Source organism: Flavobacterium seoulense (assembly GCF_000695795.1).
Lineage (GTDB): Bacteria > Bacteroidota > Bacteroidia > Flavobacteriales > Flavobacteriaceae > Flavobacterium > Flavobacterium seoulense.
Genome location: NZ_JNCA01000017.1, coordinates 127577 through 145678, shown reverse-complemented (window position 1 = coordinate 145678; position 18102 = coordinate 127577). Strand labels below are relative to the sequence as shown.

At 32.6% G+C, this 18102-nt stretch carries 19 protein-coding genes; 11 read left to right on the top strand and 8 right to left on the bottom strand.

Annotation, left to right across the window (positions count from 1 at the left end):
• Nucleotides 1-65 precede the first annotated feature (65 nt).
• From FEM21_RS09895 to FEM21_RS09870, 6 genes are all read left to right on the top strand, one after another.
• Nucleotides 66-2288: a RelA/SpoT family protein gene (locus tag FEM21_RS09895; RefSeq protein ID WP_035660074.1), complete on the top strand. Its 2223-nt coding sequence runs from the start codon at nucleotides 66-68 to the stop codon at nucleotides 2286-2288.
• Between the two features lie 164 nt (nucleotides 2289-2452).
• On the top strand, nucleotides 2453-2950 hold the full coding sequence (locus FEM21_RS09890; RefSeq protein WP_035659997.1) for a Fur family transcriptional regulator: 498 nt from the start codon (nucleotides 2453-2455) through the stop codon (nucleotides 2948-2950).
• A 61-nt stretch (nucleotides 2951-3011) separates the two neighbouring features.
• A complete protein-coding gene (locus FEM21_RS09885; RefSeq protein WP_035659995.1) occupies nucleotides 3012-4283 on the top strand; it encodes an adenylosuccinate synthase in 1272 nt (423 codons plus the stop codon).
• 116 nt (nucleotides 4284-4399) lie between these two features.
• A complete protein-coding gene (nudK, locus tag FEM21_RS09880) occupies nucleotides 4400-4981 on the top strand; it encodes a GDP-mannose pyrophosphatase NudK (RefSeq protein ID WP_035659992.1) in 582 nt (193 codons plus the stop codon).
• An 84-nt stretch (nucleotides 4982-5065) separates the two neighbouring features.
• The gene (locus FEM21_RS09875) at nucleotides 5066-5650 is read left to right on the top strand and encodes a helix-turn-helix domain-containing protein (protein ID WP_035659990.1); all 585 of its coding nucleotides are present in this window, start codon (nucleotides 5066-5068) and stop codon (nucleotides 5648-5650) included.
• Nucleotides 5651-5729: 79 nt separating this feature from the next.
• Complete coding sequence (locus tag FEM21_RS09870; protein ID WP_035659989.1) at nucleotides 5730-6167, top strand: response regulator; 438 nt, start codon at nucleotides 5730-5732, stop codon at nucleotides 6165-6167.
• A 59-nt stretch (nucleotides 6168-6226) separates the two neighbouring features.
• Here the strand turns inward: FEM21_RS09870 and FEM21_RS09865 are convergent, their stop codons facing one another.
• The 3 genes from FEM21_RS09865 to FEM21_RS09855 all read right to left on the bottom strand — a co-directional run bounded on the left by FEM21_RS09865 (nucleotide 6227) and on the right by FEM21_RS09855 (nucleotide 8344).
• Nucleotides 6227-6865 carry a peroxiredoxin gene (locus FEM21_RS09865; RefSeq protein WP_035659988.1) on the bottom strand — a complete coding sequence of 213 codons (639 nt, stop codon included), beginning with the start codon at nucleotides 6863-6865 and terminating at the stop codon, nucleotides 6227-6229.
• Nucleotides 6866-6970: 105 nt separating this feature from the next.
• Entirely contained in the window at nucleotides 6971-7333 is a 363-nt protein-coding gene (locus FEM21_RS09860; protein ID WP_035659987.1) for a DUF1304 domain-containing protein, read from the bottom strand.
• Nucleotides 7334-7432: 99 nt separating this feature from the next.
• Nucleotides 7433-8344 carry an AEC family transporter gene (locus FEM21_RS09855; protein WP_035659986.1) on the bottom strand — a complete coding sequence of 304 codons (912 nt, stop codon included), beginning with the start codon at nucleotides 8342-8344 and terminating at the stop codon, nucleotides 7433-7435.
• A 129-nt stretch (nucleotides 8345-8473) separates the two neighbouring features.
• On the opposite strand from FEM21_RS09855, the gene meaB reads away from it, so the two are divergent.
• Nucleotides 8474-9544: a methylmalonyl Co-A mutase-associated GTPase MeaB gene (meaB, locus tag FEM21_RS09850; protein ID WP_035660073.1), complete on the top strand. Its 1071-nt coding sequence runs from the start codon at nucleotides 8474-8476 to the stop codon at nucleotides 9542-9544.
• Here the strand turns inward: meaB and FEM21_RS09845 are convergent.
• Nucleotides 9541-9771, bottom strand: coding sequence for a hypothetical protein (locus tag FEM21_RS09845; RefSeq protein ID WP_035659985.1), 231 nt, complete (start codon nucleotides 9769-9771; stop codon nucleotides 9541-9543). The two genes, meaB and FEM21_RS09845, sit on opposite strands and share 4 nt — an antisense overlap.
• Before the next feature lie 56 nt (nucleotides 9772-9827).
• Nucleotides 9828-11210: an MATE family efflux transporter gene (locus FEM21_RS09840; RefSeq protein WP_035659984.1), complete on the bottom strand. Its 1383-nt coding sequence runs from the start codon at nucleotides 11208-11210 to the stop codon at nucleotides 9828-9830.
• Nucleotides 11211-11504: 294 nt separating this feature from the next.
• Here FEM21_RS09840 and FEM21_RS09835 point away from each other — a divergent pair, with 294 nt between their 5' ends.
• On the top strand, nucleotides 11505-12047 hold the full coding sequence (locus FEM21_RS09835) for a hypothetical protein (protein ID WP_035659983.1): 543 nt from the start codon (nucleotides 11505-11507) through the stop codon (nucleotides 12045-12047).
• 66 nt (nucleotides 12048-12113) lie between these two features.
• Here the strand turns inward: FEM21_RS09835 and FEM21_RS09830 are convergent, their stop codons facing one another.
• Nucleotides 12114-12992 carry a PPK2 family polyphosphate kinase gene (locus FEM21_RS09830; protein WP_035659982.1) on the bottom strand — a complete coding sequence of 293 codons (879 nt, stop codon included), beginning with the start codon at nucleotides 12990-12992 and terminating at the stop codon, nucleotides 12114-12116.
• 167 nt (nucleotides 12993-13159) lie between these two features.
• Here FEM21_RS09830 and FEM21_RS09825 point away from each other — a divergent pair, with 167 nt between their 5' ends.
• From FEM21_RS09825 to FEM21_RS09815, 3 genes are all read left to right on the top strand, one after another.
• Nucleotides 13160-13996 (top strand): DUF6929 family protein, encoded by an 837-nt coding sequence (locus tag FEM21_RS09825; protein ID WP_035659980.1) that lies wholly within the window; start codon nucleotides 13160-13162, stop codon nucleotides 13994-13996.
• A gap of 3 nt (nucleotides 13997-13999) precedes the next feature.
• Nucleotides 14000-14716 carry a 3-ketoacyl-ACP reductase gene (locus FEM21_RS09820; protein WP_035659978.1) on the top strand — a complete coding sequence of 239 codons (717 nt, stop codon included), beginning with the start codon at nucleotides 14000-14002 and terminating at the stop codon, nucleotides 14714-14716.
• Between the two features lie 84 nt (nucleotides 14717-14800).
• Entirely contained in the window at nucleotides 14801-15310 is a 510-nt protein-coding gene (locus FEM21_RS09815; RefSeq protein ID WP_035659977.1) for a hypothetical protein, read from the top strand.
• A gap of 104 nt (nucleotides 15311-15414) precedes the next feature.
• On the opposite strand, the gene FEM21_RS09810 is transcribed toward FEM21_RS09815, so the two are convergent.
• Together FEM21_RS09810 and mtaB are read right to left on the bottom strand one after the other, a co-directional pair.
• On the bottom strand, nucleotides 15415-16290 hold the full coding sequence (locus FEM21_RS09810) for a L,D-transpeptidase (protein WP_035659976.1): 876 nt from the start codon (nucleotides 16288-16290) through the stop codon (nucleotides 15415-15417).
• A 180-nt stretch (nucleotides 16291-16470) separates the two neighbouring features.
• On the bottom strand, nucleotides 16471-17799 hold the full coding sequence (mtaB, locus tag FEM21_RS09805) for a tRNA (N(6)-L-threonylcarbamoyladenosine(37)-C(2))-methylthiotransferase MtaB (protein ID WP_035659974.1): 1329 nt from the start codon (nucleotides 17797-17799) through the stop codon (nucleotides 16471-16473).
• Between the last annotated feature and the right edge of the window lie 303 nt (nucleotides 17800-18102).

The window sequence follows — 18102 nt, the reverse complement described above, 5'->3', positions numbered from 1 at the left end:
TAAAATCCCAACCCCTTGCATATATGCTAACTTATCGTTATTTTTAGAGAATGAACACTGTAGGTATGACAGAAATAGATATTGAAAAAGAAAATAAGGCAATTGCTCAGGAATACAAAGAATTGCTACGCATTAGTTACCAAACTTTAAGCACCGAAGACAAAAAACTGATACGAAAAGCTTTTGATGCCGCTGTAGAAGCACACAAAGATCAAAGGCGAAAATCAGGCGAGGCTTATATTTTTCACCCTATTGCTGTAGCTAAAATTGTTGCTTCCGAGATTGGTCTTGGAGCCACTTCTATTGCCGCTGCCCTACTACACGATGTTGTAGAGGACACTCCTACTACCGTTAAAGATATTGAACGAATGTTCAATCCAAAAGTTGCACAACTTGTTGAAGGGCTGACTAAAATATCTATTGTGCAAAAAGACATGAATGTGTCTATGCAAGCCGAGAACTTCCGAAAGATGTTATTGACTTTGTATGATGATGTACGTGTAATTTTGATAAAAATTGCTGACAGATTGCATAATATGCAAACAATGGATTCAATGGACGACCATAAACAGGTTAAAATTGCTTCTGAAACACTCTATATCTATGCACCATTAGCGCATCGATTAGGATTATACAACATTAAAACAAAACTGGAAGATTTAGGTTTAAAATATACTGAACCTGCGGTTTACAATGACATTGTTAGCAAAATAAAAGAAACTAAGGAACAGCAAGATGCTTATATCAAAGACATTTCAGACGTACTGAAATCTTCTTTAAATGCAGAAGGAATTGATTACATCATCAAAGGACGACCAAAATCAATCTATTCTATTCGTAGAAAAATGAAAGCTCAAAACGTAACTTTTGATGAAGTTTACGACAAATTTGCGCTTCGAATTATATACAAATCAGATCCACATGATGAAAAATTCATTGCCTGGAAGATTTATTCTATTGTTACCGATCATTACAGACCCAGTCCTAGCCGTTTAAGAGACTGGATTTCGTCACCTAAATCAACAGGATATGAGGCGCTGCACATTACGGTTATGGGACCTAAAGGACGCTGGGTAGAAATTCAGGTTCGAAGCGAACGTATGGATGAAATTGCCGAAAAAGGTTATGCTGCGCATTATAAATATAAAAACGGCGCTAACGAAGAAGGCGGACTTGATGTTTGGCTTAACTTATTGAGAGAAGCATTAGAAAATCCGGAAACAAATGCAATTGATTTTGTAGAAGATTTCAAAATGAATTTATATTCTAAAGAAATCTACGTTTTTACACCTAAAGGAGATATTAAATCATTACCAAAAGGAGCTACTTCTCTTGATTTTGCATTTAGTATTCACTCTGAAATTGGTATAAAAACCCGTGGAACAAGAGTTAACGGAAAGTTAGTTCCATTAAACTACGAATTGAAAAGTGGCGATCAGGTAGATATTATTACTTCGCCTAATCAAAAACCTACAGCAAACTGGCTTGATTATGTAACCACTTCAAGAGCCAAAAACAAAATTAGAAATGTTCTTAACGAAAATACTAAGAAAATTGCTGAAGACGGAAAAGAAGTACTTACCAGAAAATTAAAACATTTAAAAGTTACCCTTAACGAATCAGTAACTAATGAATTAGTTAACTTTTTTCATCTTAAGACCAGTCTGGATTTATTTTACAGAGTTGGATTAGGAACCATTGACAACCAGCAATTAAAAGATTTCGCCGCTCAAAAAAGCAATACCTTAATTAATTTCTTTAAAAATAAAATCAAGCGTACAGGCAGCAACACTGCCGATGCAGATATACACAAGCAAGTACTGAACAGCAATTATGACATGCTTGTTTTTGGAAAAGAACAGGACAAATTAGATTATAAGCTTTCAACTTGTTGTAATCCAATTCCGGGAGATCAGGTTTTTGGATTTGTCACTATTAATGAAGGAATAAAAGTGCATAAAAAAGATTGTCCTAATGCTATTTCGCTACAATCGAATTATGCGTATCGAATTATGCCTGCAAAATGGATTGATTCTTCGCAACAGGAATTCAAAGCGATTTTGAACATTACGGGGATGGATACCATTGGTTTAACCAATGAGCTGACAAAAGTAATTTCGAATAACATGAACGTAAATATTCAAAGTATTTCATTGAGTGGTGACGCAGGACTTTTTAAAGGTCAGCTTACCGTCATAGTACAAAACATAACTATTTTGAAAAAATTAATTGATAACATCAAAAAAATCGATGGAATTGACCGCGTAACCCGGGTTTATAAAAACTAGTTTTTTGAAATCAATTATTTTAAGTATTTTTTAATTCTTTTTAGTATTTTATTTACAAAAAAACATCTTAAATTAGTAGCTGATTTTATTAAAAAAATAAAATTGTTATCTTATAAGTACTTAAACTTGAAAACTATTAAAATAAAAATTTATCTTTGCCAAATATGACACTCATTTCCACAAATAACAACAAAAATCAAGAGATTGTAAAAAACGTTTTTACAATGTATCTTGAAAAAAACGGGCATAGAAAAACGCCTGAACGTTACTCTATACTTCAGGAAATCTATGAAAGCGAAGAGCATTTTGATATAGAAAACTTATATATCAAAATGAAAAACAAGAACTATCGTGTGAGTAGAGCAACGCTTTACAACACCATAGAATTGTTATTAGACTGTGCTTTGGTTAGAAAACATCAGTTTGGACAAAACCAGGCGCATTACGAGAAATCTTACTTTGACAAACAACATGATCACCTTATCATGACTGATACTGGTGATGTAGTAGAATTTTGTGACCCAAGGATACAAACTATCAAAAAAACTATTGAAGAAATTTTTGATGTAGATATCACTAATCACTCTTTGTATTTTTATGGTACAAAGAAAGGGGCTAAACCAGCAGAAAATAAAGAAGAAACCAATAACGATAACATTTAGTTTAAAAAAGGTAGTACATAGTACCGCCAAAACGAATTAACGATTAAATACAAAATTTAAAATGACCGTAGATTTATTACTAGGATTACAATGGGGAGATGAAGGAAAAGGAAAAATTGTTGACGTTCTTACCTCAAATTACGATATTATTGCTCGTTTTCAAGGAGGACCTAATGCCGGACATACATTAGAATTTGACGGAATAAAACATGTACTTAGAACCATTCCTTCTGGAATTTTCCATAAATCAGCGGTAAATGTTATTGGAAACGGTGTTGTAATTGATCCTGTTGTATTTCAAAAAGAAATCGAAGGTTTAGCTAAATTCAACATCGATATTAAAAAGAAATTAATCATTTCAAGAAAAGCACACTTAATTTTACCTACTCACCGTTTATTAGACGCTGCTTCTGAAGCTTCTAAAGGAAAAGCTAAAATTGGTTCTACACTTAAAGGTATTGGTCCAACTTATATGGACAAAACAGGTAGAAACGGTCTACGTGTAGGCGATATTGAATTAGAAGATTTTAAAGAAAGATACCGTTCTCTTGCTGACAAACACGAAGCAATGATTGATTTTTACGGTGTTAAATTAGAATATAACTTAGCTGAATTAGAAGCTGAATTTTTTGAAGCTATCGAAGAAATTAAAAAATTAGATTTCATCGACAGTGAAGAATACATGCACCAGGCACAAAAATCTGGTAAATCAATCCTTTGCGAAGGCGCTCAGGGATCTTTATTAGATGTTGATTTTGGAACATATCCTTTCGTAACTTCTTCTAATACTACTGCTGCCGGAGCTTGTACTGGTTTAGGAATTGCTCCTAACAAAATCAAAGAAGTTTATGGTATTTTCAAAGCTTATACCACTCGTGTAGGTAGCGGTCCTTTCCCAACAGAACTTTTTGACGAAGTAGGTGCTACAATGGCAAAAGTAGGTAACGAATTTGGTTCAGTTACAGGAAGAGCAAGACGTTGTGGATGGTTAGACCTTGTAGCTTTAAAGTATGCCGTTCAGGTAAACGGAGTAACACAATTAATGATGATGAAGGGCGACGTACTTTCAGGTTTTGATACTTTAAAAGTATGTACTGAGTACAATTATAAAGGACAAAACATTGCCCATTTCCCTTACAATATCGAAGAAGAAAATGTAACTCCGGTTTACAAAGAGTTCAAAGGATGGAAACAAGATTTAACAGGAATGACTACTTATGACGAATTACCTGTTGAATTAAAAGAATACATCGAGTTCATTGAAAAAGAATTAGAAGTACCTATTAAAATTGTTTCTGTAGGTCCGGATAGAAAACAAACTATTACTAAATAATAATTAACGTCCCGATAATTCGGGACGTTTTTTTATACTTATATCCAGCAATTTTTTAAATTTTAATTACAGAAATTCAAATATATTTTTCGAATTTGCTGTAAAACAAAAATAGTATGAACGATCCAAAAATCACCATCAAAGAAACCAAATTATTATCTGATAACTGGTACATTTTAAACAAAGTAACTTTCGATTATCAAAAACAAGACAATAGTATCATTACACAGCAAAGAGAAGTTTACGATCGAGGAAATGGTGCTGCTATTTTACTATACAATTCGGCAAATAAAACAGTTATTTTGACTCGTCAGTTTCGTATTCCAACTTACCTAAACGGAAACAAAAACGGAATGATGATTGAAGTTTGCGCCGGATTATTAGATCAGGACGAACCGGAACAATGCATTATCAGAGAAACAGAAGAAGAGACAGGCTATCGTATTTCGAAAGTTAAAAAAGTTATGGAAACCTATATGTCACCGGGAGCCATTACTGAAATCCTGTATTTATTTGTTGGCGAATATGATTCAAATATGAAAGTTAGCGAAGGCGGCGGATTAGAACATGAACAAGAAAACATTGAAGTACTGGAAGTGACTTACAATGAAGCTTATGCGATGATTGAGTCAGGTGAAATCACAGATGCAAAAACAATCATGCTACTTCAATATGCTAAAATTAATTTAGGTTTTTAAAAGCATGAATACTTTTCTATCTTGAAATAATATATATTTACAAGTAAAATGCTAAAAAAATATTCTGCTCAATAATTTACTTAAATGAAAATTTATATTAAAAACATGGCATGCGAAAGCTGCAAAGTAGTCGTTAGTGACGCACTAAAAGAACTGAATCTACATCCTGTAAAAGTCGAGCTTGGCGAAGCTGTTATCAAAGAAGAAATAACTGCTGAGAAAAAGAAAAAACTAAATACTATTATTAAAAAAGTAGGTCTGGAAATTATTGAGAGCAAAGGAGGTATTTTAATCGAAAAAATTAAAAATTACTGTCAGGAATATGTCAATACTGACAAAGCTGAAAAAATTAATATATCAGACTATTTGACTCAAAAAATAGATTTAGATTATAATTATATATCAAATGCATTTTCGGAAGTAACTTCTGGAACGATAATTAATTATACTAATTCCCTTAAAATGGAAAAGGCAAAAGAAATGATTTTATTCGAAGAATATAATTTTTCGGAGATTGCCAGCAAACTTCATTTTAGCAGTTTATCAGCATTTTCAACACAGTTTAAAAAGGTAACGGGCTTTAGTCCTACCCATTTCAAGAATTTAAAAGAGAAAAGAAGAAAGGCAATACAAGAACTAAATGAAGAACTAAAAAACAAAAAACAATAAAAATTATAAATTTAAATTCAAAAAAGTGAAGGTTTTTTAAGATTTTTAGGATACATTTACATACTAAATAACAAACCATATGAGTAAACTAAGTATCTTTTATGCGGATGACGATGATGATGATCTAATGTTTTTTAATGATGCTGTAGAGAGTGTTACTGATAAAGGATTAGTAAAACTTCATATTCATAAAAACGGAGAAAATCTTGTCGACACTATTAAAGAAAATAAACCGCAAAACGGAGTTGTTTTTTTAGACTTAAATATGCCTAAAAAATCAGGATTTCAAATTTTAAAAGAAATCCGTTGTGAACCTGATATCAATAATTTTCCCGTAATTATTTATTCTACAAGCGCTGACAAATCTGATATTGATTTAAGTTTAAATTTAGGAGCCAATTATTATGCCGTTAAGCCACACAATTTTAGCGATTTGATGAAGATGATTCAAAACGTCATGACCATTAACTGGAACAATCACAAAGTAGACATCAACAACTTTCTTTTGATAAAGTAAACAAATAAAAAAAGGGAATTCAAAAAATTGAATTCCCTTTTTTATTAAAAATCTCCTCCTTATTTATTAGGCTGAGGAGTCAGTCTTAAATAATATTTAATACGATTGAATCCTTTTGGAAATTTTGCCGGAATATCTTCATCTTTAATTGATGGTGAAATAACTACATCATCACCATCTTTCCAGTTTGCCGGTGTAGCTACACTGTAATTAGCAGTTAATTGTAAACTATCAATTACACGTAACAACTCATCAAAATTTCTTCCTGTCGAAGCCGGATAAGTCAGAATCAATTTTACTTTTTTATCAGCCCCAATAATAAATACCGAACGCACTGTAAAAGTATCATTAGCATTAGGATGAATCATGTCGTATAAATTAGCTACTTCTTTATTTTCGTCAGCTATAATAGGATATTGCAAAGTAACATTTTGAGTTTCTTCAATATCTTTAATCCAGTTATGGTGCGACTCTAAACCATCAACACTTAATGCAATAACTTTTACATTTCTCTTTTGAAATTCTGAAAAATAATTAGCTACTGTTCCTAATTCAGTAGTACAAACCGGTGTAAAATCAGATGGATGTGAAAACAAAACACCCCATGAATCTCCTAACCATTCGTGAAATTGTATTGTACCTTGTGTAGTCTCTGCTTTAAAATCTGGAGCGATATCTCCTAAACGTATTGTTGCCATAATTATTATTTTTAGATAAGTTCTATAAAATTAGTCAAAAAATAGTAATTGGCGTTTTATAATCGAAATAAAAAATTGTTAAAGAGAATTATTGCTAATATTCTATTAACTCAAGATCACAAATAACAATGCTATTAACGCAGGTAATCCTTGTTTAATAAAGATATTTTTACTCGCAGTAATTGCACCATAAACACCCGCTACAATTACACAAACCAAAAAGAAAACAGCAATATTAAAAGACCATTCTTTATTTTCTATAAGTAGAGACCAGATTAATCCCGCTGCTAAAAAACCATTATACAATCCTTGATTAGCAGCTAAAGCCTTTGTTGGTTTAAATAAATCAGGAGATAATGTTTTAAAAGTAGCTTTTCCTTTAGTTTCCCAGGCAAACATTTCAATATACAAAATGTACAAATGTTCAATTGCTACCAGAGCGATTAGAATTTTACTTGCCATAATCATTATTATATTTTAAATTAATTTTCTTTCGAATATAAATAAATTATCTACAAAAGATTAAAATGAAGAGCACTTAAAATATAAAAAAGAAATACTAATCTATTAAATATACTTCACAACAAAATACCAAAAAACCAGAGTTAAAAACGAAAGTGGAATCCCAAAACCAATCATCATACTACATAATTTGGGTTTCAGTCCGTGTGTAGATGCAATTATACAAGCAGTAATCATGGGTGCCATTGCCATTTCAAGTACTGTAACTTCTATTTGAGGTCCGTGTTGTTTTAAAATCAACACATACAACACATAAATAAACAACGGCATTAAAATAAGTTTAAAAAACAATCCTAATGCTAGAAATGGGAAATGCTTGCTTTTACTATCAAACTTTAATTGTAATCCCACCGAGAATAATGCTAAGGGCGTTATCAAACTTCCTATTTTTTTTAGCCCAAATTGAATTTCATCAACAAATTCATAACCAAAAACATTCATTAAAATTGAACCACAAAAAGCAATAAAGGGCAAAAAGAAAACTATTTTCTTAAACATCTCCGCTAAACTGGCGCTCCCGTTTGAATAAGAAATAGCTACTAAAAGACCAAAAGTAGAAAGAACTACAAAACAACCCGGCTGATCTACTAAAATAGCTGTTTCTAATCCTGATTTTCCATATAAGGCTTCAATAATTGGAAATCCTAAAAAAGAGGTATTAGCAAATCCCGACGTAATGATTAAAGCTCCTGTTAATTTTTTAGACCACTTGAAATAACTTCCTAGAATTGCAAAAAAGAGAATCGAAAAAGCAAAACTAATCCAGGCTGCTCCTATGGGATACAGCAATTCGATTTGCCATTTTACTTTTGGAATAAAATAAAGAGTTAATGCCGGTAAACAAAAATTGATAATAAATTTATTGAGTTTTTTGTAACTCTGCTTAGGAAACCAAGGCACATACTGGCAGGCAATCCCCAGCATTAAACTAATAAAAATGATAATAATATTTAGCATAGCACAAAGATATTCACTAATTTAATACTATCATAAACATATTAGCAATATCAAAGACTTTTGCTGTAATTAAAATGATTTTCAGATGTTATTTTCTAAATGCTTATTTTTACCAAAAGCCTTTTTACTTTGAAAAAAGAAAATCCAAATAAAGAAAACCTTCCTGATAACTTCAGTCCTGCTGTGTTGAAAAAAATCCAACAAGCCAGAAAAAATCAGCCCAACACTGAAGAACTAATTACTAATATTCTTTCGGGAGATATTGGTGCCCTAAGTCGGGCGATTACTTTAATTGAAAGCAATAATCCAAATCATTTTACTGAAGCCAATGCTATAATTAAAGCTTGTTTACCGCATGCTAATAATTCGGTTCGGATAGGAATCACAGGTGTTCCCGGAGTAGGAAAAAGTACTTTTATTGAAGCTTTTGGAAAACATTTAACTAAACTGGGAAAAAAAATAGCGGTGTTAACCATTGATCCAAGCAGTTCCTTATCTCACGGAAGTATTCTAGGCGATAAAACCCGAATGGAAGAATTGGCAAAAGATCCCAATGCTTATGTTCGTCCTTCGGCATCGGGAGATACAGTAGGCGGTGTTGCCCGAAAAACCAGAGAAACCATTACACTTTGTGAAGCTTGTGGTTTTGATACGGTTATTATTGAAACAGTTGGCGTAGGACAAAATGAAATAGCAGTACACAGCATGGTCGATTTCTTTTTATTGCTAAATGTTACCGGAACCGGAGACGAATTGCAAGGAATAAAAAAAGGAATTATGGAAATGGCAGATGCCATAGTAATCAATAAAGCCGATGGTGATAATATTCAAAAAGCAGTATTGGCAAAAGCCGAAATGAATAACGCTTTACATCTTTTCCCTGCTAAAAAATCGGGATGGATTCCTGTAACACTCACTTGTAGTTCCAAAACACTAGAAGGTATAAATGAAGTATGGGAAACTATTTCAAATTATATAGAGCGAACTCAAAACAATACTTTTTTTGAATCTAAAAGAGCGGAGCAAAATGAATTCTGGCTTATGGAAACAATCGAAAATCAATTAAAACAAGATTTTTTTAATAACTCCGAAGTTCAAATTTTATTAGAAAAAACTAAAAAAGCGGTACAAAACAACGAATATTCGCCTTTTGCTGCCGCTCAATTATTAGTTGAAAAATATTTTAATACAAAAACCTAGTCTTGCTCGTAACGTTCCATTTCTCTATCGTAAAAAGCATTAGCTTCTTCGATTAAACCTTCCATTTCAGCATTTAATTCCGCTTCATCAAGATCTTCGGCTTCTTCCAGAAATTCTACCTCATCATCTTTTAAATTAATGATAAATCGTGGGTAATCTAAGTGAATGATAAAAATATCATCTGCAAAATCAGTATTGTCGCCAAGTAAAAATTTAGGTAATTCCATTTTATATTATTAATTTAATTATTAGGTAGTGATATATTATTCGAAAATAACTACTCTCATTTTAATGTTTTTTCTACAATCAATTGTTTTGTCAATCTAACGAAGCGAATATACAAAAATAAAGCGGCAGCTGTTAATCCGGCCAAAAGTCCTATCCAAATTCCGACAGCTTTTAAACTGGTATAGAATCCTAAATAAATAGAAATCGGAAATCCTATGATCCAATACGCTACAAAAGTAATATACATAGGAACTTTGGCATCTTGTAAACCGCGTAATGCTCCTAAAACTACTGCCTGAATTCCATCCGAAATTTGGAAAACTGCTGCTACTAATAACAACTGTGAAGCTATAGTTACTACTTCGGTATTTGCTGTTAGCTCTTTTAAATTTCCCATATCAACAAACCAGGTTGGCATTTGTTTATGAAACAAAACAAAAAACAACGCAAAGAAAACTTCTAATAAAATAGCTAACAGAAAAATAGAAAATGCCACTATTTTCATTTTCTTATAATCACCTAAACCTTTTTGGTTTCCCACTCTAATTGTAGCTGCAACACTCAATCCCATTGCAAACATAAAGGTGAAAGAAGCTAAACTCAACGCAATTTGATTTGCTGCCTGATTAGCAATTCCTAATCGTCCTGAAAGCCAAACTGCCGCTGTAAACAAAGCTACTTCAAAAAACATTTGCATCGAAGAAGGACCTCCTAATCGAATGATTTTTAAATTGATTGCTTTCTCAATTTTCTTAATCGAAAAACCTTCAAAAAACGGATGAAATTTTATATTTTTCTTCATTTTATAATGAATGTATCCTAACATTATAAAACGGGAAACAAGCGTTCCTACTGCCGCTCCAAGCATTCCTAATTCAGGAAAAATCCAAATTCCATAAATAAAAACGTAATTTAAAAATACATGAACCACATTGGCCAAAATGGTAGCCCACATAGCATACTTTGTTTCGCTCATTCCATCAGCAAATTGTTTATACCCTTGAAAAACAATCAACGGAATTAAAGACAGGGCTACCACATCCAGATAAGGTTTAGCCAGTGTAACTACATGTTCAGGCTGGCCCATGAACACCAGTAATTCTTTTGCAAAAAAGACTAAGGCAAATAGAAAAAAACCTAAAAAAGTACATAAATACAAGCCGTGATGAAATACACTTCTGCCTTTCTCTATATTTTGTTCTCCGTCAGCCTCAGCAGCTAAAGGCGTTATTGCTGTAGAAAAACCAACTCCTAACGACATCGCAATAAACACAAAACTATTAGCCAGAGAAACAGCAGCTAATTCAGTAGGACCTAATTTCCCCACCATCACATTATCTACAATTCCCACAACCGTGTGCCCTAACATGCCTAAAATAATTGGGTATGCTAATCGTAAATTATATGAGAATTCTTTGGTGTAATCAGCTAAAGTCACTTTGATTTTTTTTTAAGACGGCAAAGGTAAGCAGAAGCAAATGGATAGCAAGCCCGGAAGCTAAATATTATTTTCTGCTTTGTCATCAATTTTTTTTTTGAAATAAAAATGAGTTTTCAAAAACTTTCTTAGACAATTGATAATCAATAGTTATTGTCTTTTTCGAAACAAAAAAGCAAAATCACCTACAACATTTTAAATACTATTGCCGTTTATTAGCATTAGAACAATGCATTTAGTAAAAATATGATAAATGCTAATTAAGAAAATTAATAAACAGAAAACCCCTAAATTATGAAAACAACGAAAAAAATTACAGCTGCCTTTTTATTGGCACTCGCTTTATGTTCATTTAATAATGTTAAAGCTCAGGAAACAGCAAAATACGATCAAGGTTTCCGACTTGGTTTTGGTTTAAGTGGTGGTTATGCCACCGAAAAACCATATAAATTAGCACTTGGCGCAGACGCCAGATTACAATATGACCTAACAAAAAGATATTCTATAACACTAACAACAGGTTATAATAACTTATTTGTAAGCAAAAGCGATGGAAAAGATTTAGGTTTTATTCCGGCAAAAGCAGGTTTAAAAGCTTTTGTATGGAATGATCAATTTTATTTAATTGGCGAAGCTGGAGCAGCTTTCCCTGTAACTAACAATTACAATCAAACTTCATTCTTAGTATCACCGGGAATTGGGTATGCTACTAAATACATTGATATTTCAGCACGTTATGAACACTATTCTGATTTTCCAACAGTAAACAACAACGGAACTCCCGGACAAGGTGCCGGTCAGATAGCGCTTAGATTAGCGTATGGTTTCAAACTATAATTTTAAATATTTAAATAAAAAAACAGCTAATTCTAGTGAAGAGTCAGCTGTTTTTTATTGTCGTTTTTATTCTTTCGTCAATTGTTCTTTATAAATTGCAAAATTCATTTTAACCTTATCATCCAGTTCAGGTTCTTTAATATCTGAGTATTGCTTCATGTTTTCCCAGATAATTTTGGCTACAATGTAGCGACACATATCTTTATCATCAGCAGGAACTATGTACCAGGGTGCATTTTCAGTACTGGTGGCATTAATTGCTTCTTCATAATATTTCATATAATCGTCCCAACGTTCGCGCTCTTTTAAATCACCGGGTGAAAATTTCCAATGATGTGCTTCTTCTTCTAAACGCCGTAATAATCGTTTGCGCTGTTCGTCTTTACTTAAATGCAAATAAAATTTCAGGACAATTGTCCCATTTTGAGCAATATGCTTTTCGAAATTTCGAATTTGTTCAAAACGATTTTCCCAAAACTTCGGAGTGATATCATCAATAGTAGTAATTCCCGGCAAATTCTCATTCAAAACATATTCGGGATGCACCCTCGTTACCAAAACATTTTCATAATGCGTACGGTTAAAAACGGCAAATTTCCCTTTTTCGGGCAAAGCCAAATAATGCCTCCATAAATAATCATGTTCTAATTCGGTTGAATTAGGCGTTTTAAAACTGTGCACCACTACCCCACGCGAATTAAATTCCTTAAAAACCTCCCGAATCAAACTATCTTTCCCCGATGTATCCATTCCCTGCAAACAAATCAAAACGCCGTAGCGATTATGAGCATACATAATATCCTGCAAGTGACTCAATTTTTCCTGAACCTTATCAAGCTTTTCTTCCTTGTCCTCATCACTCGCTTCATTAAACAAATTCGTGGGAATTTTAGAAAGTTTAATCGTTTTAGTTACTTTAAAATCATCTGGATTTATCGACTTCATAGGGAATATTTTAACGTTACATTCTCAAATATAAGCAATAAATACTATAAATTTAGCCTTTTAAGGAGCTATTTCCAGCTATCCGCTTTATCTTTTCCTTTTTAAAGAAAAAAGGAAAAGGATGCCGCTGCTATCCGGGCTAGAAATCCGTTTTCAAAATAAATTACATGGAAAAATTCACACTAGAATTATTATTTCACATCATTGGCATTGGAGCTGCTTCGGGGCTTATCTACAAAGACAATTCCTTATTTGTTATTGGCGATAACAGCGGTTTTTTATATGAATATCATATCGATTCGCAAGATTTAAAGCGTCATCCATTGATAGAAAATCCATCTGAAAATATTCTCAAAAAAGAAAAACCCGACTTTGAAGCTTTAACTCATTTTCAGGACAGTCTTTATATTTTTGGTTCAGGATCTACTCCAAAAAGAAATGCCATGGTCGAATTTGATTTGGCACAAAAAAAGAAAACTGACACTAAAAACTTAACCAACTTATACGAAGTAATGCAAAATTTTTCTTCGATAAAACCCGAAGATTTCAACATTGAAGGTGTTATTTTTGAAGGTGAAAATTGGTATTTCTTCAATCGTGGCAATGGTATTTCGAACAAAAACACGCTTTTTAAACTACATGCTAAAAAACTGGATCAGGAATTCAGCATGACTTCTATTGATTATAAATTACCTAAAATAAAAGGAGTTCGTACCAGTTTTACTGATGCCGTTTTAGTAGATAATAAAATTTATTTTTTGGCTACAGCCGAAGATACCCAATCTACTTATCATGATGGCGAAGTTTTAGGAAGCATCATAGGCCGAATTGATATTGAAACAATGAAAATCGATTTCACTAAAAAAATCAGTGACAGCCATAAATTTGAAGGACTCACCGTTTATAAAAACGACAATAAAACAATAGAATTGCTACTTTGCGAAGACAAGGATACCGAAATTCTTGAAACCACTATTTACAAATTATCTCTTAATCTTAAATAAATCATGACGGACTTAAAAAATAAAAATGCTCTAATTACAGGCGCTGGAAAAGGAATTGGTAAAGCAGTAGCTATTGCTTTAGCAAAAGAAGGCGTAAATATCATTCTAGTTGCCAGAACACAATCGGATATTGATGAAGTTGCTACAGAAATTCAGTCATTTGGTGTAAAAGCTTTGGCTCTAACCGCTGATGTTGCTGATATTAATTCGGTAAATACAGCTGTTGAAAAAGCATTAAACCAATTCAAAACCATTGATATTTTAATTAATAATGCCGGAATTGCCGCTTTTGGAAAATTTTTAGAACTGGAACCAACCGAATGGGAACGTATTATTCAGGTGAATTTAATGGGAACTTATTATGTAACCCGCGCTATTTTACCTAATATGATAGAAAGACAAACTGGCGATATTATTAATATTTCTTCTACTGCAGGATTAGCCGGAAATGCTGTTACAAGTGCATATAGCGCTTCAAAATTTGCTGTACTGGGATTGACTGATTCTTTGATGCAGGAAGTTCGAAAACACAACATTCGCGTTACTGCTTTAACGCCAAGTACCGTTGCGACTGACATGGCTAAAGATTTAAACTTAACCGATGGTAATCCTGAAAAAGTAATGCAATCGGATGATATTGCCGAATTAATCATTGCCCAACTAAAACTAAACCGACGCGTTTTTATTAAAAACAGCAGTATTTGGTCAACAAATCCTTAAAAATATAAATTCCAATCCCGAAGCCTCGGGATAAATTCCAAATTCCAATTATTTAATTTGGAATTATCTTAAAAACTGAACAAAATGGAACAATATTTAAGACAACTCATTTCTATTGAGTTTACAGATAAAAAAGAAGTCTATACTGGATTTCTTATCGACTATTCTGACGATTGGATTTTACTCAGAAACAATCCTGTAGATTTTATCCTTGATGGTTTTGTTATTATCAAAAACAAGAACATTGAACGTATTTACAGAGATTCCGATCATGAGTTTACCGAAAAAGTGATTCGTTTAAAAGGCTTAAAAACAAATGCTAAAGACATTATCCCAATAAAAGATTTTAATTCTATTATTAGCTTTCTGGATAAAAAATATGGTGTTTTCCAGATTGCAAAAAAATCGGCTAAATCAGCTTATTTAGGAAAACTTATTAAGCTAAATGATGAAGAACTTATAATTGATTTTCTTGATACCAAAGGGCAATTTGGAGGAGAATTAAGCTTTAATCCTGAAAAAATAAGAGTCTTTGAATTTGATACTGACTATATCAACTCTTTAAAATTAGTTGCTTTAGACCATAAAAAATAACGACTATATAATAAAAAAGAAACCATTAAGAGATTTAAGTTTCATTAAGCTTTGCACTTAATCTCCTTAAACCTCTTAATGGTTTAATTATTTGTAATTTTTACCTATTTTTTGCCCTGAAGCATTTCTCTATTTTTTTGTTCTTTTAAAATTACATTCAAATGTGACTGAGTATATTTTTCGATTTCAGCTGCAGTTATATCTAAACTTTTTGGATTAGCCACTAATTGGTACCAGGGTTTTGGTTGTCCAAATGGATAAGCTCCAAAAACAATTACAGGAGTCCCTTTTACTTTTACGTTTTCATCATCCTGAAGTATCCATTCATCAGCCCATTTATATAACTTTTTAGCATCATTTTCCTGAAGCCTTAAACAAGAATGTGAAGCTGGATAACCTGGCAATTCATATTGATGCCATCCTACTCCCAATTTATTTTCGATATTAAAATTCCATTTTAAATCCCACTCATCATTGAAAGTACTAGTTGTTTGTTCCGCTTTCCAATTGGTAAAAAATAACCCTGTAGGCGTTTGATCTTTCTTTCTTCCCATATTAGTTGGGCCGGTATAAATCAATTCTCCATATTCATAAGCACCAAATGTTTGTGTTGGATACGAAAAATAAATAATTTTACTAATATCTTTCAAATAAGGAACCTGAAGCGGGAAAGGTAAATAATAAGCTAAATCGCCCTGAGCGCCATTAGCCACAATAATAGAATCTAATTTTTTAAGATTTGCCACATCTACTCTGTTGATAGCCGTTGCAAAATGTAATTGGATACTATCATTGTCGTTTTTTTCTAACCAGTTTTTAGTTTTTTCAAAATGATAAGAAATAGTATTTGGTTTCTTACGTTCGATTTTAACTGCTTTTTTTTCTTCTTCTTTTGCTGTTTTACCCTGCTTATCATTTTCTTTACAAGAAAACAAAACAGAACATACAATCGTACTAAGTATTACTAATTTTAACTTCATAACAATTCGTTTTTATTATTTCTAAAATTATCTTATTAGTACTATTGATGCATTATAAAATTAGACCGAGAGTTTATAAAATTTAAACTTTGGAAAAAGAAAACCATTAAGTAATTAAGATTACTAAGTTTTCACTTAATCATCTTAATTACTTAATGGTCTAAAATATTTTATACTTAACTAAACTAAAACTGAAGCAAATTCCATTCGTACGCTTCCGTCTTCATCAATCTTAGTCAAATTGATTTGGTGTAAAGTATTGACTAATTCCGGATTCCAAGGCGTTTTTACTTTTACGTAATTCTCAGTAAAACCATGAATATAACCTTCTTTATTTTCGCCTTCAAACAAAACCGTTCTGCTGGTTCCTAACTGACTTTCGTAAAAAGCACGACGTTTTTTAACTGACAATCCACGTAACATTTTACTGCGTTTTGCACGAACATTCGACGGAACTACTCCTGGCATTTCGGCAGCTTCGGTATTATCGCGCTCAGAATAGGTAAAAACGTGTAAATACGAAATATCCAAATCATTCAGAAAATGATAGGTTTCTAAAAAATGCTCATCGGTTTCTCCGGGAAATCCAACAATCACATCCACACCAATACAGGCATGAGGCATCACTTCACGAATTTTATTTACTCTTTCAGTATACACTTCGCGCAAATAACGGCGTTTCATCAACTTCAGGATATCATTACTTCCAGATTGTAGCGGAATATGAAAATGCGGTACAAAAGTTCTGCTTTTCGAAACAAATTCAATGGTTTCGTTTTTCAATAAATTCGGTTCGATAGATGAAATACGCAAACGTTCAATTCCTTCCACCTCATCCAAAGCCTGAACCAATTCCAAAAAGGTATGTTCGTGTTTTTTATTTCCGAATTCCCCTTTTCCGTAATCGCCAATGTTAACACCCGTAAGCACAATTTCCTTGATATTTTGCTTCGAAATTTCATAAGCATTTTTCAATACGTTCTGCAATTCGTCACTTCGGGAAATTCCACGTGCCAATGGAATCGTGCAATACGTACATTTATAATCACAACCATCCTGCACTTTCAGGAAAGCACGCGTTCGGTCACCAATGGAATAACTGCCAACATAAAAATCGGCTTCGGCAATCTCGCAGGAATGCACTTCGCCCATATCATTTTTGGACAAATCATTGATATAATCGGCTAATTTGAATTTTTCAGTAGCTCCTAAAACTAAATCTACTCCGTCAACATTGGCTAATTCTTCGGGTTTTAACTGAGCATAACAACCTACCGCAGCCACAAAAGCTTTATCGTTTAGCTTCATCGCTTTTCGAACTACTTGTTTGAATTGTTTATCGGCGTTTTCAGTTACCGAGCAGGTGTTGATGACATACATATCTGCCACTTCCTCAAAATCGACACGGTCAAAACCTTCGTCCTGTAAATTACGGGCAATGGTCGATGTTTCTGAAAAATTCAGTTTACAGCCTAAGGTATAAAAGGCCACTTTTTTTCTATTCTCCATAAGTAAGCGCTATTAATGAAATCGTTGTCAAAAAATAGCGTGTGCAAATTTACAAACAAATACGAGAATACCGTAACGAATTGAAATTTTATTGAAATCAGGATTTGGAGGGTAATTAACTATAGAAAAAAGTTTTAACAGTTTTAAGTCCCATGCTAATTTATTGATATATTTGAAAACCAACTATAGATTATTTATGGCTTTTAAAAATTATATTCCACAAATTTCTTTCACTTTATTACTCCTTTTAGCTATTCCATTTGAATCTGGTTTTACAATTCAAAGCTTAACAGGTTGGAATAT